Genomic DNA, 23,774 nt, shown 5'->3' on the forward strand with positions numbered 1-23,774 from the left:
TTTTGTGTTATTTCTGCGAAATAGGATGTTGCCTTAAAGGGCCTTTAAGAAGGTTTTTAAAATGGAATTTGTTTACGACGAACAGAGTACTCCCATTGCCCACCTGACTCCGGAATTGAAGGCGGAATTTGAACGCGCCGGTCTGTACCGTCTTTTGGACCCGTATTATCAATATCCAGAGGCAACACCGCGCCCCAAATCTCGGGCGCCGCATTTGACGCTGGTCATCAACAATCCGAATCTGTAGACCAAAAATCCTTAATCCCCTTCACCGCGTCGGCCAGTCCGACGCGTTCGATTTTCACGCCTTCGGGGAATGCGCCGTGCAACCGGGTGGGCAGCATGGAATCCAGCATGACGAACACACCGCGATCATCCGCGCGGCGGACCAGACGGCCAAAGGCCTGCCGTAATTTCAAACGCGTCAGCAATTCATCATAACGGCGTTTACCAAACGCTTCGCGCCGGGCTTTGTGCAAAATGGTCGGGCGGGTCCATGGCACGCGGTCATAGACCAGCATGCGCAGTGAATCGCCCGGCACATCCACACCATCGCGCACCGCATCGGTGCCCAACAAACAGGCATGCGTATCGGCGCGGAAAATATCAACCAGTGTGCCCGTATCCATTTCATCGACATGCTGGGCGTACAGGGCAATGCCGTTATCTTCCAATTTCGGCGCGATTCGGTCGCGCACGGCGCGCAGGCGTTGAATGGCGGTGAACAACCCCAACCCACCGCCACCAGCGGCTTCGAACAAGGCCTGATACGCGCCCGCAACCTGATCCAGATCGTCTTTGCGCACATCGGTGATGATATAAACGCGCGTTTGATCGGCGTAATTATACGGTGATGAAACGGCGAAGCGATGCGGAGAGGGTGTTAATGACAACGCGCCCGTGCGTTCAACGGCCACGCGCCAGTCTTCTTCCTCATCGCCTGTGCCATCGCGTAATGTTGCCGATGTAATGGCAATGCCGTGCGCCTGCATCTTCATCGCGGCGGCGAAGGGGATCATCGGGTCGATCCAGTGACGGTACAGGCCGACATCAATCGCCTGACCCTCAATCCGTTCAATTTCCATCCAATCGACAAATTGATTGTCAGCGTTTCCGCTCTCCAGCGTATCCAGCATGGCGATCCATGCACCAATCGTCATTTCACCGCGCCGTTGCAGCGATGCGGCCACGGATTCCAATCGGCGGCGCGTGTCGGTGTCCAGCGTGGCCGATTGTTCGCCCAGTCGGCGGCGCAAGCGCCCGGCCAACACCATCATCGGTGTGCGCAAATCATTCAGGCGTGTTTTCAAAAGACGCGCGGCATCACCCAATCCATCGATCAACGGCAAGGTCGTGCATTCGAGCGAGTAGGGGCCATCGCGCCCATCCGCCCGGGCATAGACCTGTTGATACACCAGCGCGAGGAACAGTTCCGTCGCGCCAAAGGCGGCATTGTCCTTAAATCGTTTCGACCATCCCGGTCCGGGCAGGCTGTGCGCGGCTTGCAGGATTTTCTCCAAATCCTCCTCGGCGGACGCATCGCCAGCGATCAGATCATCCATCCGGCGTTTCAGGCCCCGGGCGCGGCTGCGCTTGCCGCCTTCCTGCCCGAAAATCCAGCGGCGGAGGTCGGCGGTTTCCCGCGCGCTCAGGTTTCCGGAAAATGCGCCATCGGCAGCATCGAAAAGGTGGTGGCCCTCGTCAAAGACATAACGATGGGGCTGGTCATCCGGCGTCGCGGTTCCGGCCAACGCCGTGTTGATCATCACCAACGCATGGTTGGCGACCACAATATCGGCGTGGCGGGCCTTGCGGATGGAGCGTTCAACGAAACAACGATGGTAATGATCGCAGGCGGAATGAATACATTCCCCGCGTTTATCGGCCAGTGACGTGGTGCCACCATAGCCCAGCAAAGCGGGCAGCCAGCCGGGGAAATCCCCACCGCTGAGGTCGCCGTCCTTGGTTGCGGAAATCCACCGCGCCATCAATCCGGCAGCGATAATCTGGGTCGCGTGGCGCGCCAAGGCCGCGGCATTGGCCAGATCCTCATAATTCAGCAGGCAGAGGTAATTTTCCCGACCCTTGCGGATGGAAACGGCGCGGTCACGCACCATCGGATCGGGGTAGAGGCGTTCCAGCTCCTGTCCGATCTGGCGTTGCAGGTTGCGTGTATAGGTGGAAACCCAGACCGGCCCGCCATTCTTCTCCGCCCATACGCTGGCCGGGGCCAGATAGCCCAGTGTTTTGCCAACACCTGTGCCCGCTTCGGCCAATAAAACGTGCGGTTGGTCGGCATTTTGTGCAGGCGCAAAGATGGATGCGATTTGACCGGCATAATCCATCTGTTGCGGGCGGGGTTCGGCGCTGCGCCCCTGTGACAACATGGTGCGCAGACGGTCGCGCGCTTCTTCACCGCTCACGCTATCGTGTCCGGCGGGCGGGGGCGGTGCGCCTTCCGACCATTCGGGCAGGTTTTTCCAGATATTCAGGGCGGTGCGCGTCAAAATCTGACGTTCGGGGTCATATTCGGCATTCAAAGCGGAAAAAATGAACGGCGTCCACACCCAACCCTTGCCCTGTGCCCCCATCGCGTCGGCAATACCGAGGAGATTCGCGCGAATCTCCTGATCTGATTCGCGGGCCCGCAGGTCGGATAAAAGCACCCGAACGGACTCATGCAACGCCAGCGGCGCGTCCTCGGAATTTTCCCCGACATGAATGTCCAGCGCGTTCGCAATTCCAAACGGTGTGGGCACACAAAATTTTGCCGGATGCACGAATGCAAAAAGTTCGAGCACGTCATACGCGATCAGATCGTCCGTCCCCAGACGATGACGTGTGTACGGTGCATGACAAACGATGACGGGACGTTTGTGAAAAATCATCCGCGCCTGGTCATGCGGGTACGATTTAATTTCGCCGTCCGGTGACAACGCAATTGTCGTCCGCGCCGTAACCGTGATCACGGCCGCGGCGGGCATGGAAACGCGGGTGCGTTTTTGTGTTTGTTCTGCGACATGTCCGGACATGATTGGACGCTACCATCCATCATCGTGCTGTTCCAGACCAAACAGCATAAAACTCTCGGTTTTACGGGCCTAAATGCAAAAATCCCCGTGGGGAAGACCCACGGGGATTTTGATCACAACACCAAGGAAGAATTACTTCTTCTTGGCAGCGGTTTTGCGCTTCGTCGTGGTTTTCTTCGCGGCTACTTTTTTCGCCGGAGCTTTTTTAGCAGCAGCTTTTTTCGGAGCAGCTTTTTTCACTGTCTTTTTAACTGCCGGTTTCTTAGCAGCTACTTTTTTCTTAGCGGCCGGCTTTTTAGCAGCAGCTTTTTTCGGAGCAGCTTTTTTCACAGTGGCTTTTTTAACCGTCTTTTTCACTGCCGGTTTCTTAGCAGCTACTTTTTTCTTAGCCGGAGCTTTTTTCTTCGCTGCCGGTTTCTTCGCTACGGTTTTCTTCACTGTCTTCTTTGCGGCAGGTTTCTTTGCTGCCGGCTTTTTCTTGGCTACCATTTTAGTTTCTCCCCAAGGAAGTGACATTGCCCGGTCACACGGGTTGTACCAACCATTGATACGTTACCCATATAGTACCCCATTTTTTTAAAAAGAAATAAAGAAAATTACATTTCCGGAAATTGTCATCCGTGATGGTGTGACTGTGATGACACAGATGATGACTCGTTTTCATCGCATGCATGATGCGAAAACACCCCCGGATGAATCACATCGCGGGGGTGTTTTGGAAGATGATGATGGGATGATAACGGGGCGATGATCGATGGATGATCAGCGTGTGATCAGCACATGATAGTAGTGATAAAAATCCTGATCCAACGCATCGGCGGCATTGCCGTTGCCCCCCACGCAACCCGCAGATTTCTGCAGAATTTGCGGTGCTGTCACAGTGTTGCCCGCGGTGTATGTGCCCGTGAACGGCGTGTATGAAACGACGGCGGAAATGGGGGGCGGATTGCCGCTGGCATCATCAATTTTCATCATGCGATTGATCCGCAAACAATCGGCTTTACCAACCCCGGACAGGATGAAAACAAGGTCGGGTGCCGACGTGCCCACACCGTCGATGGCCAGAGATCCCGTATAAATAATTTTTTGGGTTGCGGTTGTCTTCGGCATACCCAAACCGGCCCCGGCGGGGTCGAAAACACGGTTTTCGGCATCGGCGCAGGCCGCGAAATCATAATCGTTGGTGGCCCAATCATCGCTGTCAAAACAGATGTCACTTTCGCTGCCACCCCGCGCCAGCATTTGCTGAATCGCTGTTTGCATGGCCTTGCCGTCGCGCATGATTCTGGTGGCTTCGACCGTGGCGCGTTCGGTTTCCCCGGCCTGTTGCACGTTATCGCCCGTTTTGGTGATGGCGATGGTCAAAGCGGTCAAAAGCGCGATGGCCAGCAGGATAAACCACAGCGCATTGCCGGATTGGCCAGATTGGCCAGATTGAGGTGTAACGGGGGTTTTCGGGGTCAAAAAGCGCATCATTTAAGGGGGTATCCGGGTGTTGAAAAGGGCGATAGGGCTTGCATTTTCGTATCGCATAAGCGACAAAATCAGGACCTGAAACAATTGTACCACGGTGATTTGAAAATGGGACAAAATCCAGCACAGAATTCTGAAGCGACCGTAACCACAGCCGGGAACCCCCGTCTGGCGAAACAGGTGAAGCTGGATGCCCTGAAGGCCGCCGGGATCGACCCGTATCCGCACGTTTTCCCGCGCACCCATCAAAATGGGACGCTGCAGGACATGTATAAAGACCTGCCGAATGGCACGGAAACCGATGACCATGTGGCCGTCGCCGGTCGGATCATGGCGATCCGCAACAATGGCATGTTCCTTGACCTGATGGACCCGAGCGGGAAAATGCAGGTCTTCTGCCACAAGGACTCGATGTCGGAAGACGCGTTGTCGATCCTCGATTATTTCGATATTGGCGACATTATCGGGGCCGAAGGCACCGTGCGCCGCACCCCGCGCGGGGAATTGTCCGTCCGGGCGAAAAAGGTCACCATGCTGACCAAATCGCTGATGCCGCTGCCGGAGAAATATCACGGCCTGACCGATGTTGAGCAGCGTTACCGCCAGCGTTATCTGGACCTGATCATGAATGATGAAAGCCGTCAGAAACTGCTGATGCGCTCCACAATCATCTCCACCATCCGTAAATTCATGGAAGAACAGGGCGCGATCGAGGTTGAAACCCCGATGATGCACCCGATTTTGGGCGGCGCATCGGCGAAACCGTTCGTGACGCACCATAATGCGCTGGATGCCGATTTCTTCCTGCGCATAGCGCCGGAGCTGTATCTGAAACGCCTGATCGTTGGTGGTCTGGCTGATGCGGTGTTTGAAATCAACCGCAATTTCCGGAACGAAGGGATTTCCTATAAACATAATCCCGAATTCACGATGATTGAATCCTACCACGCGTATAAAGACTATTACGACGTGATGGATCTGATCGAGAAACTGGTTCAGGCCGTGGCCATGGCCGTACACGGTACTCTGGAAATCCAATTCCAAGGGAACACCATCAATCTGGGCAGCCCGTGGGCGCGCAAGGGCATGGTTGAACTGGTACAGGAAGAAACCGGCATCGACTTCATGCCGATGGATGCAGCGCAAGCCCATGCCGAAGCCAAAAAATTGGGCGTGCATGTCGATCCGAAAGCGAACTGGGGCCAAGTGGTCGAAACCATCTTTGGCGAGAAGGTGGAGGCTAAATTGATCCAGCCGATCCACGTGATTGACCACCCGCTGGATATTTCCCCGTTGTCCAAGGTTCACCGCAACAACCCGCGTCTGGTTGAGCGGTTTGAGAGCTATATCAACGGCTGGGAAATGGCCAACGCCTTTACCGAGCTGAACGATCCGAAAATCCAGCATGACCGCTTTATGGATCAGGTGGCCCAGCGCGAAGGCGGAAACGAGGAAGCCATGATGGTGGACCACGATTTCGTCACCGCACTGGAATATGGCCTGCCGCCGACGGGGGGCTGGGGTATGGGCATCGACCGTCTGACCATGATCATGACGGATTCCCACAATATCCGCGAAGTGATCGCGTTCCCGACGCTGAAACCAGAGAAATAAGGGATCCAATCCCGATAGCGTTTAGAAAGGCGGCCAGAAATGGTCGCCTTTTTACGTATTCTTAGGAAATTCCACGTAGGGTCGGGGGAACTCTGCACGAAAGATGGGGTATGGGCATGTCACATATGCCGACGTTAAAACACAATGATATGGTTGATATTCTGGCCCATGACGGATGGAAGTGCGTGGGTCAGACGGGAAGCCACGAACAATTCAAACACGAATCCAAGCCCAATGTGGTGACGGTCACCAATCATGGGCCGAAGGACATTCCCTGCGGGACAGTCCGTAATATTCTCAAAACGGCCGGACTGGACAATGTGCTGAAACAATTGCAACACGGCGCATCCGTCAAACAACTCAGCAAGCAGATGGCCAAAGAGATGCGCGCGCATCTGGCATAAGGAAACGAACCATGAGCAAGTCCTATGTCGCGCTGATCCGCAAAGAAGACAGCACTGAATATTGGATCGATATTCCCGACGTGCCCGGTTGTGCGTCATGTGGCGAAACGGTTGAAGCCGCCATCTCCAATTTTGAGGACGCGCTGCAGTTTCACTTACAAGGCATGAAAGAATCGGGCGTGTTCCTGCAGGAACCGCGCTCAGTTCAGGATGTGCTGCACAGTGAAGAAGACCCGTTCATCGAATCTTACATGGTGGAAATCGATGACATGACGCCGCATTTGAAGCTTAGCTTTTCACGCCTGTCCATTGCGTAACAACCGCATCCATCTCCGGGCGGGGGCGTTCTTCCGGAATTTCGGATGGTGTGCCGAGATAGATAAATCCGGCGACCTGATCCTGGTCTGTTTTTAACCCCAGCGCGGTGCGCACGGTGTCGTTGGTGGCATACCATTCGGTGACCCATTGCGCGCCAAATCCCATCATGGTCGCGGCCAGAATCAAATTCTGGCAGGCCGCGCCAGCGGACAGGATTTGTTCCCACGCCGGAATTTTCCCGTCCCGCACATGGGACAGGACGGCGACAACCACGGGCGCGCGCAGGAGGCGTTCGGATTCCAGGTCCAGCTTGGCGGGTTCGGCATCCGGGTTGTCCTGTTTCCAGGCTTGGGCGAGGATTTTTCCGAAATCGGCGCGGGCATCCCCCGTAAAGGTGACAAACGACCATGGGGCCAGTTTGCCATGGTCGGGAACGCGGGCCGCAATTTGCAGAATGGTCGCCAGTTGCTGGTCATCCGGTCCCGGTGCGGCCAGCGTCTTGATCTTGCACGACCGGCGGCGCAACAGGAATTCGATCGCGTCGGGCTGCACGGTGGCGGGCTGTGGTGTGATGGCGGTCATTCAACGCTTTCCTCTGGTCGGATGGGATAAAATCGGCAAGAATAGGGGGCTATTCCTTGTGTCGGGCAATCATATACGTTGGCTTTGATGAAATACAATCTCTTCGAAAATCCGTTTTTTCAGGATAAACGCCGTGTGGCTTTGCTGATTGCTGCTGGCGTTGCGCTGGGTGGTGTTGTGGCCGTGGCCACGATGCCCGATCCTGTGACGAACAAAAGCGCGGTCACGCAAATGATGCAACCCGTACCCGCGGGCATGATGACGTTGCGGGGCGAAGGCAATTTGCCCGATCTGCATGTCGCGCAACAAAATGATGCTGTGTTAAAAGACATGGCGACGAATTTTGCGGCCACTGGTGCGGTGGATCTGTTGTCCAGTGTGAATGATCTGGACAATCGCATCATGGCGTTGCTGTTCCGTTGGGGCGGCGTTGATACGGTCAATCCCGACAGCTATGGCGGCGGCATGGATGGGCGGATGGTGGCCTTCCTGCAAAAGGCCGGGCAAGTGCCTGCTGATGTGCGTCCCGATATGGTGATTAAGGCGGATGAGATTGTGCGGCTGAACAAACGCTGGAACAATGGATTCAATCATTTTAAAACGCGCTTGTTGGCGCAAACGGCGGGGCCAGAGGTGTTTGATGGCCAAATTCGCTATGATGTGCGCAGTGACCGGCTGGATGTTGATGGCGGGTTGTCCCCGGCCTTTATGACGCGATTTTCTGAAACGGTGCGGACCAATCCGCAATCGGCGGCGATTATGGCGCAGTTTCTGGATTTCATTGATGCGACACGCGGGTTTGCCAATTTGTCGGAAACGGATCAGGACGCCATCATGGCCCTGTCCGTCGGTAATCAGGGAGAGTAAATATGCAGATTATTAAAGTCTGGTTGAAAATTACCGCCGTGCTGGCCGTGCTGGGCTGGTTCCTGCATTGGGCCAGTCCGGATTTTGCCGCGTGGCTGGATGGGGTCTTTTCTAAAAAAGACAACCCGGTTGTCGTCGAGCTGGGGGTTCAGCAACCGCAACCCGCCGCGGAATCCATTCCGCCATCGGATGCGGGGGCCATTCGCGCGACCGAAAAAGACGACGCAAAACGCGTTCCGCGCGCGCCATACCACTTTAATCAATAAAAATAGTGCGGAATTATTCTTCGGACCGTTCGGCCAGAACGTAACCCAGACCGCGCAGCGTGGCGATTTGCACATCGGCACCGGCATCGTCCAGCTTTTTACGCAGGCGGTGGACCAACACCTCGATCGAATTTGATGATCCTTGTTCGCCATAGCTGTACAGGCGGCTTTCGATCAGCTCTTTGCTGACGACTTTGCCGCTGTTACGCATCAATTGTTCCAGCAGGTCAATTTCACGGCGGGTCAGTTTCATGGGCGCATTGATCACACTGGCCGTATGGGCGTTGGTGTCCAGCGCCAGATTGCCAACGGTGATGACGGCGTCCAGTGCCTGAGCCGGGCGGCGGAGCAGGGCGCGCACGCGGGCGGTTAATTCCGGCATTTCGAATGGTTTGGGCAGATAATCATCCGCGCCCAGATCCAGTCCCTTGACCTTGTCATCCACGCCTTGGCGTGCGGTCAGGATCAGAACGGGGATGTTTTTATCGTGATTGCGAATTTTTTTGAGCAGGGTCAAACCATCCTGATCCGGGAGGCCCAGATCAGTGATGATCAGATCATAGCTTTGTGTGTGGACAAGGGCGAGGGCTTCATCCGCCGTATAGGCGCAATCGCTCTCATACCCCGCCTGGTGCAGGCCGGCGGCGATGAATTGGCTTAATAATTCGTCGTCTTCGATCAATAAAAGACGCATAGATCTTTCTAACTATCATGGGCGCGCCCCACCTACCGCACTGCCATCATCGGGGGAGAAGAATGAAAAACCAATCTTCTTCCGCATGGCGTTCAATTCGCGCGATAGTTCCAGACGCAAAATATCATCGGACACTAATCCCAAAAACCGGCCATCTTGTTCGACCGGAATATAGGGCGATCCATTCTGGCATACTGTTTGGAAAACGTCACGGCACGATTGATCGGCATCCACAGGGGCGGGGGCCACATTCATAACCTCGGTCAGCGGGGTTTTTTCGGCTTCTTTCCCGCTGCGCAAAACATTGCCCAGATAGCTGGCATAGGTAAAAATACCCACCAGATTGGCGCGATCCATCACGGCCACATATTGGGTTTTATAGCGGTACATCAAATCCAGCGCGTCCGCGGCAGAGGCATTTTGCTCTATCCTTGGGGTTATACTGGTCCGGATCAATTGCCCAACGGCTTTGCCGGGGCGGGTATTGGAAGACGGGGGTGTCTTAGACATTTAAATTCTCCTGTTTTCAATGAATTAAGGTTTTTCCAACACCTTTTTCATAATCTTTGTTTCTCCAATGATGCGGTGCCGAACTTACGGACGACTTACCGCCTTCGGAAAACAGGATTTTTTGAAAATATTTCCAGAAAAACAAATCTGTCAGTTTTCTGTCAGCTTGATCGGCGAAACTGGACTTACGGTCGGATTGCCAAATGCCTGTATCGCCGCCAACCGCCCCTCTCTCTCCTCGGTGGCACACAGGTTAAACTCCGACCCCCACACTACCTGCACACACGTCTAAGCCCGGATCAGCCCCCCTGATCCGGGCTTCCTTCTTGTTTACGCGCATGTGTTGTCATCCCCGGCCAGTGCGGCGACAGCCGCGCCCCGAGCGGGGATGACATTGATGGAGAAACTTACAATTTCGGATCGTAACTTTTCCAGTACGCCGGACGATCCTTGCGCGGAAGCGCGGCCCAGCCGCGATTGAGAACGTCATATTGTGGAGCGATCCACAATCCGTTCTCCATCACCTTGCGCCCGTCGAGATAGATGATCCCGTCTTTGCCATACAGCATCGTGGTGATGTCCCAGTGCAGTTTACTGCGCCCACCATTATCGACCTTCACTTTCGTGCCCTGATATTCCGTGTAGGAATAAGGGCGGCCCAGCGCCAGGTGGAACGACCCGCCGATTTTTTCGACCAGCAAGCCATTGGCCACATGCTGTTTCAAATGCGGATTGGTGCCGATGCCCAATTCCCCCACGAACCGCGCGCCGTCATCCATTTCAACGGCGCGTTTAAAGGCCTCCAGCCCCGTCTTCGCCTCGTATTTGACCAGCTCGCCATTCTTGAACTCCATGGTCAGATCTTCGATCAATGCACCGCCATGGGTGAATTTTCCCTTGGCAACGACAATGCCGTTGACGCTGTTCTTGCGCGGGGCGCTGAAAATCTCCGACCCCGGTACGTTTTTGGCGATCAGGCTGTTGCAGAATGTGAAATGCGACCCATCATCATCCACCAATTCCATCGAAACATCGGTGCCATCATTGTTGGTGATGCGGACATGGGTGGCGGTGTTGAATTCCTGAATCAGTTTTAAATGCGCGTCGCTGATCGCGTCCCACGGCTGGTCGCACATTTCAAAAAACAATTTGATGTAATCGTTGTACGGAATGCCATCGATCTTTGAATCGTTTTCGGTCGGAATGCAGGTCAGGGTGTAAAACACCTCACCCGTTCCGGATTTTTGGAAGAATAAGGCGGTTTCGTTGTCGTAAATTTTCGCTTTGTCCGGATTGGCGTGAACAATTTTACGGTTTGGCGTATTGGCGCGGACGATCATGCTTTTATTCACGCCATCCACCATCGCCATGTAGTCGGCCCCAAGGGCCTTGACCCCTTCCGGTGTGGCATGATTGACCAGCAGGGCATGGAAATCGCTGTCCTGAAAATAAACGCTGAACGGCACTTTATCGCGCAGGCACCATTGCACCAGATACGGGCCAATCGCACGTGACGTATCGCCCAGCCGCATGGTCACGATGTCATTGTTGCCCGGTTTGCCGTTATAAAGTTTTTTGGCCAGTGACAGGTTCAATTTGTCTTCCACCGGCGGCGCGGTGAAGGTGGCCCACCCTCCTGCTTGCATATCTTTCAAATCCGCGCGGAACGATGATTCATGTTCCAATCCCGCCGCAACGATATAGGCCAGCCGCTGCATATCGCTGAGCGTGGACAGCAAGGCGTCGGCATCGGTGCGTTTATAACTCTGGTCAATCCGGGGCAGCAGGGCCGCGGCCTCGGCTTTCCACAATGACGATCCTTTGGCCAAGGCCTTGATGGTTTTAATCTGGTCTTTGTAATACGGGCCCAGCGACTGGATCTTCATGGCGGATAAACTCCCTAACAGTGTGTTGGGGGGATTTTAGGCGGTTTTTCACCGTCCGTGCAAATGGCGAAAAAACCTGCTTGTTTCATTTGAGTTTCCGGTTTGTTCCCCCTATATAATGCGTATGACCAAATCAGCCCCAACCACCCCCGATTCGCCGCCCGGCCCGGATTTTGTCCGGCCCTTCAAAATCGTGTCCGAATACAAACCCGCGGGGGACCAGCCGACGGCGATTGCCGAACTGGTCGCCGGAATCAATGATGGGGTGACGGATCAAGTGCTGCTGGGCGTGACCGGTTCGGGCAAAACCTTCACCATGGCCCATGTGATCGAGGCGACGCAGCGCCCGGCGCTGATCCTCGCGCCCAATAAAACGCTGGCGGCGCAATTATACGGGGAAATGAAATCCTTCTTCCCCGAAAACGCGGTGGAATATTTCGTATCGTATTACGATTATTACCAGCCCGAGGCCTATGTACCGCGGACCGATACATTCATCGAAAAAGATTCGTCGATCAACGAACAGATCGACCGGATGCGCCACGCCGCCACCCGCGCGATTTTTGAACGGCGCGATTGCATTATCGTGGCATCCGTATCCTGTATCTACGGTATCGGGTCGAAAGAAGATTATCAGGCGATGATCGTCGATTTGAAAAAAGGCGACCAGATCAATCGTCAGGAACTGATCCAGCAATTGATCGCCCTGCAATATAAACGCAATGATCTGGCCTTTGAACGCGGCACGTTCCGCGTGCGCGGCGATACGGTGGAATTGTTCCCGGCCCACTATGAGGATAAAGCGTGGCGGTTCTCCCTGTTCGGGGATGAATTGGAAAACGTCACGGAATTTGACCCGCTGACGGGCGAAAAATTCCTGACCCTCAACGCCGTGCGCGTTTACGCCAACAGCCACTACATCACCCCCGGCCCGACGATGGAACAGGCGATCCGCAATATCAAAGCGGATTTAAAAACCCGTCTGGCCGAATTCCGGGAGCAGGGCAAGCTGCTGGAAGCCCAGCGTCTGGAACAACGCACGCAATTCGATCTGGAAATGCTGGCCGCCACGGGCATGTGCGCGGGCATTGAAAACTATTCCCGGTATTTAACGGGCCGCGCGCCGGGCCAGGCCCCGCCGACCTTGTTCGAATATCTGCCCAAGGATGCGCTGATCTTTCTGGATGAAAGCCACGTCATGGTGCCGCAAATTGGCGGCATGTATAACGGCGACCGGGCACGAAAAACGACCTTGTCGGAATACGGGTTCCGCTTGCCCTCCGCCATGGATAACCGCCCGCTGAAATTCGATGAATGGAACGCGATGCGGGGGCAGAGCATTTTTGTCTCCGCCACACCCGGCCCATGGGAACTGGAACAGACCAAGGGTGTGTTCTCCGAACAAGTGGTCCGCCCCACGGGCCTGACCGATCCACCGGTCGAAATTCGCCCGACCACGCATCAGGTCGATGATCTGATGGGGGAATGCAAACGCGTGGTGGCCAAGGGTGGCCGCGCGCTGGTGACTACGCTGACCAAGAAAATGGCGGAGGACCTGACCGAATATCTGGCCGAAAACGGGTTGAAAGTCCGGTATCTGCACAGTGATATTGATACGCTGGAACGCATTGAAATTATCCGCGATCTGCGCCTTGGTGCGTTTGATATTCTGGTGGGCATCAACCTGCTGCGCGAAGGGTTGGACATTCCTGAATGCCATCTGGTCGCCATTCTGGATGCGGATAAAGAAGGTTTCCTGCGCTCCCGCACGTCCTTGATCCAGACCATTGGCCGTGCCGCCCGGAACGTGGACGGCAAGGCGGTGCTGTACGCCGATCGCATGACCAAGTCGATGCAGGCCGCGATTGATGAAACCGACCGCCGCCGCGAAAAACAAAAAATCTACAACGCCGAACATGGCATTACCCCGGAATCAATCCGCAAAGCCATCGGCGATGTGATGAACAGCGTTTATGAACGCGGCGACCATGTGACGGTCAAACGCACGGATGTCGATGGCGAAGAACTCTCATCGCCCGCAGCCATCGCCAAAAAAATCAAACTGCTCGAAGACAAAATGCGCACCGCCGCCGCCAACCTCGAATTCGAGGAGGCCGCCAAACTCCGCGACCATATCCGCAAGCTGGAAGCGATGGATCTGGCGGTACGGGGCGGGGAATAATTTCGATTATATGAAAACAATATAGCCCCCCTTTGCATTCAGATTCACAGCGTGTACACTGTGCTTGTGCGTTCGCACGATCTTTGATTTATCCGCCTGATGAATTTTTCACCTTTGGGGGTTTGCCCATGCCGTCTTTGAAGACTCTGATTCTGGTTTCTGCCGCCGCGCCGATGTTGTTTCTGGCTGCGTGTGATGGGTATGAAGCTGTTGAGATGACCAACATGGTTCCGTATACGATGGAACGTACAGCAGGCAAGGGCGTGATGTATGTGCGCGCCGCGATGATGCCGGCCAAGGGTGCGGTGACTGCGCCCGTTGCGCCGCCACCACCCGTCGCTGAACCGGTGGTACAGACCCCGCCGCAGGACGCGGACAAGGTGTTCACCACCAAGATGGGCAAATAGTTTTTCCGCTGCGTATCTATGGCCCGTCTCCCTTCGACGGGCCAACCCTCTTCAACTTTGCGAATCCCCGCCGGATTTTTGGCGGGGATTTTTTTAATTTGCATGTGCGGATTGCGATTTATTTTGCGTCCCTTTTATTGAGGCATTCCCGCGAAAGCGGGAATCCATGCCCCGCAGCCCTATGGATTCCCGCTTTCGCGGGAATGCCAATCAAGGGAAAAAGTTTAAAAACCCCAATAAAACCGCATGTTTTTGCATCCCCCAAAATTGCATCAAAATTGATCCATTTTTGAAATGGTTTTGATTCTGATTTGTCGCGTGTGTGATTGAAAAGTTACGCCGCCTTAAGCGAAAGTGATTTAACATAACTTCTGTAGGGTCGTTGATCCACGGGGTTTGCGGATCGCAAAAATTCAGACAGGTTGAGTTGAATTGCTTTCAATTCGGATTTTGCGAACTGCCTTTTATTCACGTTGTAAACCTGTCGCCAAATACTCCTCCAGGATGAAAGGGGAAAGGTGGGTGTCATGACAATCACTGTCGAAACCTGTTTGGTGGTCGCATTGGCTTTTGCCGTGTTTGCTGCCGTAATGACGGTCGGGTCCAGCGTGGTGCTGGGCATTGGCTATGAACGTTTGCGCCACGGGTTCGAAACGATCCGTAAGCAAACGGGCTTTTTCAGCGATCAGATTTATCAGTTGGACCAGCGTGTGGACACGCTGGAGCGGAATGACGGTCAACCGTTGCGCCCGAATACAACGGACAAGACCGATACGCCGGATAACCATATCCATGCGCCAAAGGACTCTCCCGGTGTGCTGGTGGCTTCCAAGGCTGAAGCCATGCTGCTGGAAGGCGATTTCCGGACGGGGATGCGGTTACACTAAAGCCGCGATCCGGGAATAGGCTCGAATAATCTGGAACCAGAACAGGGGCGATCCAAACGGGTCGCCCCTGTTTCCTTTGTGCCCCGGACCGGACATCCCCCCACCCTGACCCTCCCCCCTTGAAAGGGGGGAGGAGATTAAGGGAAAGACGGGGGATTTTTGTGGTTTTTGGGCTCTTCCCGGTGCTATAAACGGGGCCAGATAAGGAGCTTCACCATGACCAACGCCGCCGCCATCGCCAATGATCAATCGTCCAGCACACTGGGCAGCTATCTGGACCGTCTGGCCCAGAATTTTGCGATTGAGATTACGCCGGAACCGCAAGCCGCCCCGGATTGGGACCGTTATGTGATGACATCCGCCGTGTGCAAGGCCGTGATGAACGATGTTCTGGCCGCGGCCGGGTTTGACGATGGTGTGGTTGGTTTGACCCGTCGCCAATTGGCGTTCTGCGTCATGGTTGATGTTATTTTGGCGCGCTTCATTGCGGGCAAGGTGAATTTGCCGACGCATGAACTGGCCGCGATGAAAGCCGCCGCCGAACTGGCGCGCGATCACGATGTCATGGGCAATCTGGATGTTTTGTCCCGCGTTGTTGAATACGGCATTGCGTGGCTGGGCTATATGGAGAAGGGCGGCAAGGGCGAAGACGGCGTGGCGTTTGTTGAATCGCTGGAACGTCTGCTGGCGGCTTATGCTGAAAACCCGGGTGCCGGTCTGCCGGACAAGCTGGTCAGCGGTGTGCAATCCCTGCTGGAAAGCGTGGGACAGGAAGCGGACCCGGTTGAACTCTCCGATGATTATGATTCATCCCCGTCTGTGGGCGGCTGCTGTGGTGGCGGGGCCAAGGCGGCGTCTGAAGACAGCGAATCGTCTCAAGGTGGCTGCTGTGGCGGCGGATGTGGCTGCGGCTAGATCCCTGATCTAAAACCTCATTTTATCTGTTTGCATTTACGGGCCCGATCCTGTAAATGAAAATCATTCGCATTTCCTCGGTGTGGGGAAGGCGGCGGGTGTTTCTTTGAAGGTACGGGCCAACCATGGCACAGAATACGGCGCTTTCTTTTCCGGTTTCGCATCACGATCTGTTGCTGTCGCATTTCCGTGTGGCGCACGATGTGTTGCTGAGCGAACGCGATCTGTCTCCCCGTAACCCGAAAATCAATTCCTGCCTGTCTGCCTTTGTCGCGGCGGTTCTGGATTGTCATTGCCATGATGCATGCGACCTGCTGGACCTGCCGGAAGTGATTGCCAAGCGCGATAGAATTTTGCCCAAGCTGGCGCAGGCCGAATACGAGATGGAAAAATTCTTCGCGCTGGATTTCGCCGCGCAGGATGTTTTGACGGATACGGATCTGGATCACTTTATCTATCGCGACAATTACGTTGAACTGGTCGCCGAAGAAATTGATGCCGCCCGTGCGGCCAATGTTCTGCCGCATGATCGCCCGGTTGTGTTCGTTGGCGCGGGTCCGTTGCCGTTCAGCGCCATCGACATGCACAAACAAACCGGTTTGAAAATGATCTGCATTGATTCCGATGCGGATGCCGTGGCGCTTTCACGCAAGATGATTGCGGCGCTGGGGATGCAGGACGCGATCGAAGTTGTGCAAGCGTCTGGCGAAGATTTTGATTACAGCGGTGCCGGTCTGGTGATGGTTGCGGCACTGGTCAGCGCAAAGGATAACGTGCTGGCCCGCGTGCGTGATACGGCACCGGGCGTGGCGCTGGCCGTGCGTTCGGCGGAGGGTGTGCGCACCTTGCTGTATGAACAGGCCGATGAACGCGCGATGGACCGGGCCGGGTATGATTACGCCGGGAAAAGCCGCATCACCGATACTATCATCAATACGACGCTGTTTTTCCAACCGCGCCCCGTTTGATCCGCGTGCGAATCGCACCCTGAAACCGCGTCATTTTAGCCCTGTAAATCCGACCCCAAAGGGGTGCGGAGGGATGCTGGTTGTTGCGCTGCATATATCGCATTGCGGGGTAATATAATTACACCACGCATTCATTTTGAAACATATCCTTGCGCGATGGGCGTGCAAAACGTCTGAAAGACGTGCTTTTTCGTAAGAGCGGGCCGTGCTGAGCGCGCCGTATGCTATCGCGCCGCAAAACAGAATAATCGTGACGGATATGCGGGGTTGTGTTGATCTGAGCCCACTTTGTAAGGATTTCTCACATCTAAAAGGAGATATTGATGACTCTGACCATCAATACGATGACCGACACTCTGAAAGATCACCCGGCATTTGACGGTCACGAAACCGTGATCATGGCCGAGGATACCGATATCGGATTCAAGGCGTTTATCGCCGTTCACAATACATCGCGCGGCCAGGCGCTGGGCGGTTGCCGTTACTGGTCCCGCTACCGCAATGATGACGAAGCCATCACCGATGTGCTGCGCCTGTCCCGCGGCATGACCTATAAAAACGCTGTGGCGGATCTGCCGCTGGGCGGTGGTAAAAGCGTGATCGTCGGCACCCCCGGCACACGTCACCCGACCGCAGAAATGATGCAAGCGGTTGCCAAGGCCGTGAACGCCATTTACGGCCAGTACGTCACCGCCGAAGATGTGGGCATGAGCGTTGATCACATGTTGATCGCGCGCGGTGTAACCCGTCACGTTGCGGGCCTGCCGATTGAAATTGCGGGTGGCCATGCCATGCCGGACGGGTTGAACCCGGCCGATTACCCGCACGCCGATCCGTCCCCGTACACGGCCTATGGCACGTTCCAGAGCGTTCGCGCCGCCGTGAAACACAAAATGGGCCGCGACGATCTGACCGGTCTGACCGTGTCGGTGAAGGGCTACGGCAACGTCGCCCGCACGCTGTGCAAATATCTGGCCGATGCCGGTGCGGTTGTGACCGTATCCGAAATCGACGATGGCCGTATTGCCCAAGCCAAAGAAGACGGCTTTGCCGTTCTGGACAAGGGCTTGGACATCATGGCGCACAAGGCCGACATCTATGCCCCGTGCGCGCTGGGTGGTGACATCACCCCGGACAGCATCGATCTGCTGGTGTCGGCGGGCGTGAAAATCGTGGCGGGTTGTGCCAACAACCAATTGGCCGTGATTGACCGCGATTCCAAACTGCTGACCGGCAAGGGCATCTTGTATGCGCCGGACTATGTGGCGAATGCGGGCGGCGTGATTGCCGTGGGCATGCAACATGTCTGGAGCGATGTTCCGAACGCGGCTACGTTCCCGACCCATGACAAAACCATGATGCGGGTTGGCAACATCTATAAAACCCTGCTGGAAATCTTTGCCCGCGCTGAATCCGAGGGCAAAACAACCGCACAAGTGGCCGATGAAATCGCCCGCGAACGCTTCTCGGTTGGCAAGTCCGGCAAGGTTGAAATGGTCGCTGTCGCGGCCTAATCACCCCGATTTTACGAATTCGTTTAAAAGCCCCGGGAAACCGGGGCTTTTTGATTTGGGCTTGGCCCAGAAGGGGGGACGCGGTAAACTGGCCATAATGTTTCCAAGCCGAATGAAGGTTGCCCCTCAATGATCTGGTTTATGCTCTGGCTTTTGCTGTCCGCCTTTGTGCTGGGCGCGTTTTTCTGGTCCATCCGCATTTTGATGGGTCAAAAACGGGCGTGGAAGAATTTTGCCACGAAACTGGGCCTGCAATATGGGACGGGCGGTCGCTTGCTCGCCTCGCCTGAAATTACGGGCACGATTGATGGATTGCGTTTGAACATGTTTACCGAACGCCGGGCCGCGAACGACGCGCGCGGGGAACGGTTTGTGACGGCGATTGAATTGGTGATGTCCAGTGCCATGCCCATGTCCGGCGCGATTTGCACCGCATCCATGGCCGAGATGGTGGGGGCCTTGCGTCTGGATGACGTGACCGTGCCCGAAGGCATTGCCGAATGGGATGCGGGCTGGCGCGTACGCAGTGACAATGTCGATCTGATGCAACGGTTCTTAACACCGTTGCGCTGTGACATTCTGAAGAAAATATTCCGTATGAAGGTGCTGGCGGCGTTGTATATCTTCGATCGCCGCGAATGTGTCCTGCGGATTGAAACAAGCGATCCGCTCAACAACATCGACAAGATGGAAAAAATCATCCGCGGGTTTATCCCGATGGTGAAATCCATGGCACTGACGGCGGAAGAGCGCGCGAACATGCCCGCTGCGCCGGAAGACGTGCAACAGCCGGCCCCAGCCGCCGTGCCGCCAGCGCCACAGGAAGAGCCGCGTTCTTACGCGCCTCAGGGGCTGGATGAAAACGCAACCAATCCGTCGACGGAAAACTGAGCTTCAAACCCTTGCACTGTGATCGCCTGTCCGTTGATATTCAAATCGACGGACGCTGCGCCCATATTGAAGACGCAGAGGACCGCATGACCATCATCCGCCCGCGTGAAGGCCAGAACATCGTCGCGATCTGTGTCGTGGAATGTGATGGTGCCGGTTACCAGCGCCGCATGATTTTTGCGCCAGCGTAGGAATTTCCGCGTGAAGTGCAACGGTGATGCCGGATTTTCTTCCTGTGCCGCGACATTTAATGGTTTTTGTGCATCGGCAATGGGCAGCCATGTATCCGCGGCCCCGGTAAATCCGGCTTGTGCGCCGTTCGTCCATGGGATCGGGGTGCGGCATCCATCGCGGCCCTGCCATTTCGGGTACAAATATATGCCCCACGGGTCTTTCAGTTTTTCAAAGGGCACCGTGGCTTCGGGCAAGCCCAATTCCTCGCCCTGATACAAAAACACCGTGCCACGCAGGGAGGTGAGCAGGGCGGTCAGCATTTTGATAAAGGCCGGGTTATCCGCATTCTCGGCACCGCCCCAGCGTGTGGCAACACGCACCACATCATGGTTTGAAAACGCCCAAGATGGCCACCCGCCATCGCTGGCCGCATACGCTTCCAGCGCATCGCGGATATAGGACGCGCTGGCCTTCTGCCCGCTGATCAGTGAGAAATTATACGCCGTGTGGAAACGGTCATTGCCGCGTGTGTAATCGGCCCCAGCCCCCAGGCCGTCTTTGTTGAACGCAATTTCGGCCACGCTCATGCGGTTGTCATACTGGTCCAGCAAGGCGCGGATGCGTTTGACGAACGCAATATTTTCCGGTCGCGAAAAATCATAAATATGATCCTGCATCGTAAACGGCGTCGGAAAATCGACGTTGAAGAATTGCGGTTTCGGATCATCCACGGGCGGGTTATCGCGCAGCAGCGGGTCATGCATATAACAATTGGCGACATCCAGACGGAACCCGTCAACGCCGCGGTCCAGCCAGAATTTGAACTGTGCCAGAATGGCGTCCTGAACAGCCGGGTTGTGCATGTTCAAATCCGGCTGCGATTCCAGGAAATTGTGCATGTAATATTGCCCGCGCCGCACATTATACGACCATGATGGGCCACCGAAGAAGGCCTGCCAGTTGTTCGGCGGTGATCCATCCGGTTTCGGGTCGGCCCAGACATACCAATCGGCCTTGTCATTGGTGCGGTCTTCACGGCTTTCCAAAAACCATGTGTGTTGATCGGATGTATGGCTGGCCACCAGATCAAGGATAATTTTTACACCCAGTTCATGGGCCCGTTTAATCAAGCGGTCAAAATCGTCCAGCGTGCCGAACATCGGGTCGACATCGCAATAATCGGATACATCGTATCCGTAATCCTTCATCGGGGATTTAAAGAAGGGGGACAGCCAGATGGCGTCAACGCCCAACGATGCGACGTAATCCAGTTTTTCAATGATGCCCGGTAAATCGCCAATGCCGTCATTGTTGCTGTCTTTAAAACTGCGCGGGTAGATTTGATAAATCACCGCGCCACGCCACCAGTTGTTGTTCGTCATCACACGCCCCTGATATTTTATGTTTTTGTCATCCCCGACCAGTGAGGCGTTAGCCGAGCGCCGAGCGGGGATCCAGCATGATATGCGCGCGGCCATGGCCGCGCTACCGTTTATTGGCCGGGTGCCCGCCTTCGCGGGCATGACGCTGAGCGGATGGTATCAAAAAAAGACCCCGCCGGGAAAGGGCGGGGTCTGTTACGCAGGAGAGCCTTAACACTTATCAGTGTTCACTGCCGGCGAGACATTGTTCGGCAGCCTGATCGCAACCGCTTATTGAGCGGCGGCACCAGAGGCAGCAGGTTTTTCGGCAGAGGCGTCCACATCCGCCGCAACCTGCATCTTTACAATCTTGTCCGGGTTTGACGGCGGTTCGCCGCGTTTAATTTTGTCCACGAATTCCATGCCGCTCGTGACCTGGCCCCATACGGTGTATTGACCGTTCAGGAAGGTGCAATCATCGAAGCAGATGAAGAACTGGGAGTTTGCGCTGTTCGGGTCGTTGGTGCGGGCCATGCCGATGGCACCACGGTTGAAGCTGCGGCTGTTGAATTCCGCCGGCAGGTCGGCCTCATCCGAACCACCCGTACCGGTGCCGGTCGGGTCGCCCGTCTGGGCCATGAAACCGTCGATCACGCGGTGGAAAACGATGCCGTCATAAAACCCTTCGCGGGTCAGTTTCTTGATGCGCTCAACATGTTTCGGCGCGTCGGTGGGGAACATTTTAATGGTCACGCGGCCATCTTTCAGGTCGAGATACAGCGTGTTGTCTGCGTCCTGCGCCATGGCGCCGGCGGTGGATGCTACGGTCATAATTGCGATGCTCCCAATCAGCTGGGTGAAACGTTTCAACATTGTCTTCAGTCCTCTCCATACAAAGGATGAAATGTGCAAGGGGGTCAGAAATGCCACAGGCGTATGGGCCGGATCAAGGCCGGATTACACGAGAGAGAAATAAACCACAGGAAAATAAAACGCCATATTTATTAGGCTTTGCTTAGGTACTAGCCCTGGATGCAGCGTGGCCCGCCTTTGTTGCACTGGCAATTGCCACATCCGCCTGCACCGGCTTTGGGCGGGGTGCTGTCATTGGCGGCGGGGATGATGATTTGAACGCCGACCCCCAGCTTTTGCGCGATGGCCGCATTGTGGTCGTTGACGATGTCCATAAACGTGGTGCGCAGACATTTGCCGCAATTGGGCTTTTCGCCGTTGGAGCAGATTTCATACAACGCCTTGATATCCTTACGCTCAATCACGCGATCGGGCGCATAAGATTGAATGGCATTTTTAACCGCCGTGTCATTGAACGAATTACAGAGGCAAATCCACATGGCAAAACCCATCCCTTAAAAGCGTGTCCGGTTTAGTCCGAATCTGGGGTGAAGGATAGTGCAAATGCAAAACATTCTCAACAAAACCCTGAAAAGGCATTGTTTTTCATAATGTTATGCTGGGTGGTTCTGTCTATTAAAACACCCGCGCGAAAATCGCATCCCGCCGTGCGATATAGGGCGCGAAGTCGAACAGGGCGTCCAATTCTTCGGTGGTGAAGTGCAGGGCGACGTCCGGGGTTTCTTCCAATGCGGCGCGTAGTGTGATGGCGCCATTGCTGCCCCACACTTTCATGGCGCAGGCCTGCACGTCGCGGTACGCATCTTCGCGGCTGATGCCTTTTTGTGTCATGGCCAACAACACACGTTGAGAGAAGACAAGGCCGCCGAGGTGATTCAAATTGTCCATCATCCGGTCCGGATAGATCAGCAGGTTTTCAACCAACCCCGCCAAACGGTGCAAGGCGAAATCCAATGCCATGCACGCATCGGGCAATACAATGCGTTCAACGGATGAATGCGAAATATCGCGTTCATGCCACAACGTGACATTTTCCATGGCGGGCACAACGGCCGCACGCACCACGCGCGCCAACCCGGTCAGGTTTTCGGACAGCACCGGGTTGCGTTTATGCGGCATAGCGGATGAACCCTTTTGCCCGGTACTGAAAAACTCCTCCACCTCGCGCACTTCGGTGCGTTGCAGATGGCGAATTTCCGTCGCAATGTTTTCGACGGATGAAGCAATCACGCCCAGCGTGGCCAAAAACATCGCGTGGCGGTCGCGCGGGATGATTTGTGTGGAAACGGGCTCGGGTTTTAACCCCAATTTGGCGGCGACGTACTCCTCCACCGCCGGATCGACGGTGGCGAATGTGCCCACCGCGCCGGATATGGCACAGGTGGCAACATCGGCGCGCGCGGCGATCAAGCGGTCTTTCGCGCGGGCAAAGGCGGTGTAATGCCCGGCCAAACGAATGCCGAGTGTGGTCGGTTCGGCGTGAATGCCGTGGCTGCGCCCGACGCATAATGTGTCTTTGTGTTCGAGGCTGCGTTTTTTCAACGCTTCCAGAACGGCATCCAGCCCGGCGATCAGCAGGTCAGCCGATTGCGTCATCTGCACCGACAAGGCTGTGTCCAGTACGTCAGATGATGTCATGCCCTGGTGCATGAAACGCGCTTCGTCGCCGACATGTTCGGCAATGTTGGTCAGGAAGGCGATGACGTCGTGTTTGGTTTCTTTTTCAATTTCGGCAATGCGCGCGACATCGAATTTCGCCCGTTCGCGCAAGGCCGCGGGAACGCCCGCTGGAATGGTGCCCAGATCGGCCATTTTTTCGGCGGCCAGAATTTCAATTTCCATCATGATGCGGAACCGATTGTCCTGGTCCCAAATGGCGGCCATGGCGGGGCGGGTGTAGCGGGGGATCATTTTATTCGTCCTTCTTATTCAACTGCTTTTTTGTCATTCCCGCGA

24 protein-coding genes are annotated in these 23,774 nt (G+C 55.4%); 13 read left to right on the forward strand and 11 right to left on the reverse strand.

Annotation, left to right across the window (positions count from 1 at the left end; all coding sequences use genetic code 11):
• Window positions 1-61 precede the first annotated feature (61 nt).
• Window positions 62-247, forward strand: coding sequence for a hypothetical protein (locus ACSC94_RS01310; RefSeq protein ID WP_435641271.1), 186 nt, complete (start codon window positions 62-64; stop codon window positions 245-247).
• Here ACSC94_RS01310 and ACSC94_RS01315 read toward each other — a convergent pair.
• The 3 genes from ACSC94_RS01315 to ACSC94_RS01325 form a co-directional block, all read right to left on the reverse strand.
• On the reverse strand, window positions 228-3,032 hold the full coding sequence (locus ACSC94_RS01315) for an ATP-dependent DNA helicase (protein WP_435641272.1): 2,805 nt from the start codon (window positions 3,030-3,032) through the stop codon (window positions 228-230). The genes ACSC94_RS01310 and ACSC94_RS01315 overlap by 20 nt on opposite strands.
• Before the next feature lie 132 nt (window positions 3,033-3,164).
• Window positions 3,165-3,521 (reverse strand): histone H1-like repetitive region-containing protein, encoded by a 357-nt coding sequence (locus ACSC94_RS01320; protein ID WP_435641273.1) that lies wholly within the window; start codon window positions 3,519-3,521, stop codon window positions 3,165-3,167.
• 273 nt (window positions 3,522-3,794) lie between these two features.
• The gene (locus ACSC94_RS01325) at window positions 3,795-4,508 is read right to left on the reverse strand and encodes a hypothetical protein (RefSeq protein WP_435641274.1); all 714 of its coding nucleotides are present in this window, start codon (window positions 4,506-4,508) and stop codon (window positions 3,795-3,797) included.
• Here ACSC94_RS01325 and lysS point away from each other — a divergent pair.
• From lysS to ACSC94_RS01340, 3 genes are all read left to right on the forward strand, one after another.
• Window positions 4,467-6,119 carry a lysine--tRNA ligase gene (gene lysS, locus ACSC94_RS01330; protein WP_435642135.1) on the forward strand — a complete coding sequence of 551 codons (1,653 nt, stop codon included), beginning with the start codon at window positions 4,467-4,469 and terminating at the stop codon, window positions 6,117-6,119. The genes ACSC94_RS01325 and lysS overlap by 42 nt on opposite strands.
• Before the next feature lie 116 nt (window positions 6,120-6,235).
• A complete protein-coding gene (locus ACSC94_RS01335; RefSeq protein WP_435641275.1) occupies window positions 6,236-6,523 on the forward strand; it encodes a type II toxin-antitoxin system HicA family toxin in 288 nt (95 codons plus the stop codon).
• 11 nt (window positions 6,524-6,534) lie between these two features.
• Window positions 6,535-6,840 carry a type II toxin-antitoxin system HicB family antitoxin gene (locus ACSC94_RS01340; RefSeq protein WP_435641276.1) on the forward strand — a complete coding sequence of 102 codons (306 nt, stop codon included), beginning with the start codon at window positions 6,535-6,537 and terminating at the stop codon, window positions 6,838-6,840.
• Here ACSC94_RS01340 and ACSC94_RS01345 read toward each other — a convergent pair.
• A complete protein-coding gene (locus tag ACSC94_RS01345; RefSeq protein WP_435641277.1) occupies window positions 6,812-7,423 on the reverse strand; it encodes a nitroreductase family protein in 612 nt (203 codons plus the stop codon). The genes ACSC94_RS01340 and ACSC94_RS01345 overlap by 29 nt on opposite strands.
• An 87-nt stretch (window positions 7,424-7,510) precedes the next feature.
• Between ACSC94_RS01345 and ACSC94_RS01350 the strand changes: the two genes are divergently transcribed.
• Entirely contained in the window at window positions 7,511-8,290 is a 780-nt protein-coding gene (locus ACSC94_RS01350) for a hypothetical protein (RefSeq protein WP_435641278.1), read from the forward strand.
• 2 nt (window positions 8,291-8,292) lie between these two features.
• Entirely contained in the window at window positions 8,293-8,556 is a 264-nt protein-coding gene (locus ACSC94_RS01355; protein ID WP_435641279.1) for a hypothetical protein, read from the forward strand.
• A 13-nt stretch (window positions 8,557-8,569) separates the two neighbouring features.
• On the opposite strand, the gene ACSC94_RS01360 is transcribed toward ACSC94_RS01355, so the two are convergent.
• From ACSC94_RS01360 to ACSC94_RS01370, 3 genes are all read right to left on the reverse strand, one after another.
• The gene (locus ACSC94_RS01360; RefSeq protein ID WP_435641280.1) at window positions 8,570-9,250 is read right to left on the reverse strand and encodes a response regulator transcription factor; all 681 of its coding nucleotides are present in this window, start codon (window positions 9,248-9,250) and stop codon (window positions 8,570-8,572) included.
• A 15-nt stretch (window positions 9,251-9,265) separates the two neighbouring features.
• The gene (locus tag ACSC94_RS01365; RefSeq protein ID WP_435641281.1) at window positions 9,266-9,760 is read right to left on the reverse strand and encodes a CBS domain-containing protein; all 495 of its coding nucleotides are present in this window, start codon (window positions 9,758-9,760) and stop codon (window positions 9,266-9,268) included.
• A gap of 407 nt (window positions 9,761-10,167) precedes the next feature.
• The gene (locus tag ACSC94_RS01370) at window positions 10,168-11,646 is read right to left on the reverse strand and encodes an aminopeptidase (RefSeq protein ID WP_435641282.1); all 1,479 of its coding nucleotides are present in this window, start codon (window positions 11,644-11,646) and stop codon (window positions 10,168-10,170) included.
• A 124-nt stretch (window positions 11,647-11,770) separates the two neighbouring features.
• On the opposite strand from ACSC94_RS01370, the gene uvrB reads away from it, so the two are divergent.
• The 7 genes from uvrB (at window position 11,771) to ACSC94_RS01405 (ending at window position 19,410) form a co-directional block, all read left to right on the forward strand.
• Window positions 11,771-13,828 (forward strand): excinuclease ABC subunit UvrB, encoded by a 2,058-nt coding sequence (gene uvrB, locus ACSC94_RS01375; protein WP_435641283.1) that lies wholly within the window; start codon window positions 11,771-11,773, stop codon window positions 13,826-13,828.
• A gap of 128 nt (window positions 13,829-13,956) precedes the next feature.
• Entirely contained in the window at window positions 13,957-14,235 is a 279-nt protein-coding gene (locus tag ACSC94_RS01380) for a hypothetical protein (RefSeq protein WP_435641284.1), read from the forward strand.
• 527 nt (window positions 14,236-14,762) lie between these two features.
• Window positions 14,763-15,122, forward strand: coding sequence for a hypothetical protein (locus ACSC94_RS01385; protein WP_435641285.1), 360 nt, complete (start codon window positions 14,763-14,765; stop codon window positions 15,120-15,122).
• Window positions 15,123-15,338: 216 nt separating this feature from the next.
• On the forward strand, window positions 15,339-16,037 hold the full coding sequence (locus ACSC94_RS01390) for a hypothetical protein (protein ID WP_435641286.1): 699 nt from the start codon (window positions 15,339-15,341) through the stop codon (window positions 16,035-16,037).
• A 125-nt stretch (window positions 16,038-16,162) separates the two neighbouring features.
• Window positions 16,163-17,005: a nicotianamine synthase family protein gene (locus ACSC94_RS01395; RefSeq protein ID WP_435641287.1), complete on the forward strand. Its 843-nt coding sequence runs from the start codon at window positions 16,163-16,165 to the stop codon at window positions 17,003-17,005.
• A gap of 323 nt (window positions 17,006-17,328) precedes the next feature.
• Window positions 17,329-18,519, forward strand: coding sequence for a Glu/Leu/Phe/Val family dehydrogenase (locus ACSC94_RS01400; RefSeq protein WP_435641288.1), 1,191 nt, complete (start codon window positions 17,329-17,331; stop codon window positions 18,517-18,519).
• Window positions 18,520-18,648: 129 nt separating this feature from the next.
• On the forward strand, window positions 18,649-19,410 hold the full coding sequence (locus tag ACSC94_RS01405) for a hypothetical protein (protein ID WP_435641289.1): 762 nt from the start codon (window positions 18,649-18,651) through the stop codon (window positions 19,408-19,410).
• Here ACSC94_RS01405 and ACSC94_RS01410 read toward each other — a convergent pair.
• The 4 genes from ACSC94_RS01410 to purB form a co-directional block, all read right to left on the reverse strand.
• The gene (locus ACSC94_RS01410) at window positions 19,365-20,966 is read right to left on the reverse strand and encodes an alpha-glucosidase (protein ID WP_435641290.1); all 1,602 of its coding nucleotides are present in this window, start codon (window positions 20,964-20,966) and stop codon (window positions 19,365-19,367) included. The genes ACSC94_RS01405 and ACSC94_RS01410 overlap by 46 nt on opposite strands.
• A gap of 270 nt (window positions 20,967-21,236) precedes the next feature.
• A complete protein-coding gene (locus ACSC94_RS01415) occupies window positions 21,237-21,776 on the reverse strand; it encodes a peptidylprolyl isomerase (protein ID WP_435641291.1) in 540 nt (179 codons plus the stop codon).
• 191 nt (window positions 21,777-21,967) lie between these two features.
• Window positions 21,968-22,297 (reverse strand): hypothetical protein, encoded by a 330-nt coding sequence (locus ACSC94_RS01420; RefSeq protein ID WP_435641292.1) that lies wholly within the window; start codon window positions 22,295-22,297, stop codon window positions 21,968-21,970.
• 136 nt (window positions 22,298-22,433) lie between these two features.
• Window positions 22,434-23,729, reverse strand: coding sequence for an adenylosuccinate lyase (purB, locus tag ACSC94_RS01425; protein ID WP_435641293.1), 1,296 nt, complete (start codon window positions 23,727-23,729; stop codon window positions 22,434-22,436).
• Window positions 23,730-23,774: the final 45 nt, after the last annotated feature.

The organism is Micavibrio aeruginosavorus (assembly GCF_051245535.1).
GTDB lineage: Bacteria > Pseudomonadota > Alphaproteobacteria > Micavibrionales > Micavibrionaceae > Micavibrio > Micavibrio aeruginosavorus_D.

Bases quoted from the DNA above. Each gene is read 5' to 3' on its own strand.
- ACSC94_RS01350 (WP_435641278.1), top strand. From the start codon at position 7,511: ATGAAATACAATCTCTTCGAAAATCCGTTTTTTCAGGATAAACGCCGT.
- ACSC94_RS01335 (WP_435641275.1), top strand. From the start codon at position 6,236: ATGTCACATATGCCGACGTTAAAACACAATGATATGGTTGATATTCTG.
- purB (WP_435641293.1), bottom strand. From the start codon at position 23,729: ATGATCCCCCGCTACACCCGCCCCGCCATGGCCGCCATTTGGGACCAG.
- ACSC94_RS01415 (WP_435641291.1), bottom strand. From the start codon at position 21,776: ATGACCGTAGCATCCACCGCCGGCGCCATGGCGCAGGACGCAGACAAC.
- ACSC94_RS01355 (WP_435641279.1), top strand. From the start codon at position 8,293: ATGCAGATTATTAAAGTCTGGTTGAAAATTACCGCCGTGCTGGCCGTG.
- ACSC94_RS01390 (WP_435641286.1), top strand. From the start codon at position 15,339: ATGACCAACGCCGCCGCCATCGCCAATGATCAATCGTCCAGCACACTG.
- ACSC94_RS01400 (WP_435641288.1), top strand. From the start codon at position 17,329: ATGACTCTGACCATCAATACGATGACCGACACTCTGAAAGATCACCCG.
- ACSC94_RS01365 (WP_435641281.1), bottom strand. From the start codon at position 9,760: ATGTCTAAGACACCCCCGTCTTCCAATACCCGCCCCGGCAAAGCCGTT.
- ACSC94_RS01315 (WP_435641272.1), bottom strand. From the start codon at position 3,032: ATGTCCGGACATGTCGCAGAACAAACACAAAAACGCACCCGCGTTTCC.
- ACSC94_RS01405 (WP_435641289.1), top strand. From the start codon at position 18,649: ATGATCTGGTTTATGCTCTGGCTTTTGCTGTCCGCCTTTGTGCTGGGC.
- ACSC94_RS01380 (WP_435641284.1), top strand. From the start codon at position 13,957: ATGCCGTCTTTGAAGACTCTGATTCTGGTTTCTGCCGCCGCGCCGATG.
- ACSC94_RS01325 (WP_435641274.1), bottom strand. From the start codon at position 4,508: ATGATGCGCTTTTTGACCCCGAAAACCCCCGTTACACCTCAATCTGGC.
- ACSC94_RS01360 (WP_435641280.1), bottom strand. From the start codon at position 9,250: ATGCGTCTTTTATTGATCGAAGACGACGAATTATTAAGCCAATTCATC.
- ACSC94_RS01420 (WP_435641292.1), bottom strand. From the start codon at position 22,297: ATGTGGATTTGCCTCTGTAATTCGTTCAATGACACGGCGGTTAAAAAT.
- ACSC94_RS01395 (WP_435641287.1), top strand. From the start codon at position 16,163: ATGGCACAGAATACGGCGCTTTCTTTTCCGGTTTCGCATCACGATCTG.
- ACSC94_RS01410 (WP_435641290.1), bottom strand. From the start codon at position 20,966: ATGACGAACAACAACTGGTGGCGTGGCGCGGTGATTTATCAAATCTAC.
- uvrB (WP_435641283.1), top strand. From the start codon at position 11,771: ATGACCAAATCAGCCCCAACCACCCCCGATTCGCCGCCCGGCCCGGAT.
- ACSC94_RS01340 (WP_435641276.1), top strand. From the start codon at position 6,535: ATGAGCAAGTCCTATGTCGCGCTGATCCGCAAAGAAGACAGCACTGAA.
- ACSC94_RS01370 (WP_435641282.1), bottom strand. From the start codon at position 11,646: ATGAAGATCCAGTCGCTGGGCCCGTATTACAAAGACCAGATTAAAACC.
- ACSC94_RS01345 (WP_435641277.1), bottom strand. From the start codon at position 7,423: ATGACCGCCATCACACCACAGCCCGCCACCGTGCAGCCCGACGCGATC.
- ACSC94_RS01310 (WP_435641271.1), top strand. From the start codon at position 62: ATGGAATTTGTTTACGACGAACAGAGTACTCCCATTGCCCACCTGACT.
- ACSC94_RS01320 (WP_435641273.1), bottom strand. From the start codon at position 3,521: ATGGTAGCCAAGAAAAAGCCGGCAGCAAAGAAACCTGCCGCAAAGAAG.
- ACSC94_RS01385 (WP_435641285.1), top strand. From the start codon at position 14,763: ATGACAATCACTGTCGAAACCTGTTTGGTGGTCGCATTGGCTTTTGCC.